The organism is Adlercreutzia sp. CNCM I-6207 (assembly GCF_977072305.1).
The window spans coordinates 1-1,626 of sequence record NZ_CDRVLZ010000047.1 but is presented as its reverse complement, the minus strand read 5'-3'; the positions used below and the strand labels follow the sequence as shown (position 1 = coordinate 1,626).

The window sequence follows — 1,626 nt, the reverse complement described above, 5'->3', positions numbered from 1 at the left end:
CACGGCGTAAAGTTTTTGGGGGTCGAGGGCGTCAGCCCCTCCGATTTCGAGGACAGGCTTTAGCCTGGCCGAGGAATCGGAGCAGCAAACCTAGAAGGGTTCTCCTATCCTTGCATTGGGATAAAAGCAAAGAGAAAAGGAGAACCCGACAGATGCATGATACAACAGCGCCGTGGGCAAAGGCGTCGTCTTTGCTCGCATCGTCGTTTTCCGAGATCCTCGACGAGGAGGGGATCAACTTCGAGGAGTTCGAGTCGAGGGCGATAGCCCTCGGCCACGCCGCCATCGCCGAGGCCATATCCCTGTCGCTCGAGCGCAAGGACGCGTCGCTGTGCGCCGCCCTGGGAGACGGCCTCGCAGTGCACGACCGGAGGCCGAAGACGCTCGCCTCCGAGATCGGGGATCTCGCCTTCAGCTGCAGGCGCGCCCGCGACAGGCACGGCAACACCGTCGTCCCCCTGGCCGATTTCCTCGATCTGCCCTGGTGCGCGCGCGTCACGCCGGGGGCCAGGTCTTTTCTGGTCGAGGCCGGCGCCGACGTCTCCTACCAGAAGGCCGCCAACCTGATGGCGCGGCACGGCTCGCGCGTGAGCGCCACGACGGTGATGAACTCCCTGCGCACGGCCGGGGCGCTGTGCGCCGAGGAGGACGCCGCGCTCGCGGAGGACCTGTTCGCGAACGGCGTGACGCCGCCCGGCGAGATCGAGTCCGAGCAGGTGCTCGTCGAGGCCGACGGGACATGGGTGAGCCTCCAGGGCGTTGCCGGGGGCGAGCCCGACCGCGTCGAGATCAAGGCGCTCGTCGCCTACGGATCGAAGGAGAAGGCGGGGAAGAAGACCAGGCGCACGGACTGCGTCCACCACGGCTGCGTCGGATCGCCCGACGCGTTCTGGACCCAGGGCATCGCCGCCATCGGCACTAAGTTCGACCTGTCGAAGGTCGAGGTGTGCCACATGGGGACCGACGGCGAGGGGTGGTGCAAGCGCGGCACGGAGTTCTTCCCGGCCAAGGTCAGGTCGACCGGCCATCTCGACCCGTTCCATGTCAACCGCGCCGTGCTCTCCTGCTTCGACAAGGAGAACGCCCGCGGCGCCTGGCACGTGCTCGACGTGCTGAACGACGGCGACAGGGAGGAGGCGTGCCTCTTGCTCGAGGCCATGCGCGACTTCGGCATCGCCCGCGAGAAGAGGGCGGGCGAGGTGGTCGGCTACCTGCGCAACAACATCGACCTCGTGGCCGTCGAGGGCCCCTCGCTGGGCACGATGGAGTCCGAGAACCAGCATCTGTACGGTTCGCGCATGGACAGCGTCCCGTGCGCCTGGTCGCGTCCCGGCGCATCGGCGATGGCCAGGGTGATCAGCCGGAAGTCCTCGAAGCGGGCGATCCCGTCCCTGACCCGCTCGCGCTCGCTGACCCCGAGGCGCGCCGAGCAGCGCGAGCGCAGGATCCTGAGCGCCCTGGCGGGAGGCGCGGGCAAGGTGGTAGAATGCGTTGGCAGCGGCTACCTGCCGCCGCATAGAGCCAGTCTCGTCGGCAAGTCGGCCGAAGTTCGCCATGCGGCGGGGATAGACAAGGGCATGGTCCCTGTGCTGGGATAGGAATTACCCCCATCAACTTTACGCCGTC

The 1,626-nt window shown here is 67.3% G+C and carries 1 protein-coding gene; it reads left to right on the top strand.

The genetic code is table 11. From position 1 onward, the window contains the following. Window positions 1–152 precede the first annotated feature (152 nt). A complete protein-coding gene (locus ACW4QM_RS11450) occupies window positions 153–1,598 on the top strand; it encodes a UPF0236 family transposase-like protein (protein WP_418379698.1) in 1,446 nt (481 codons plus the stop codon). Window positions 1,599–1,626: the final 28 nt, after the last annotated feature.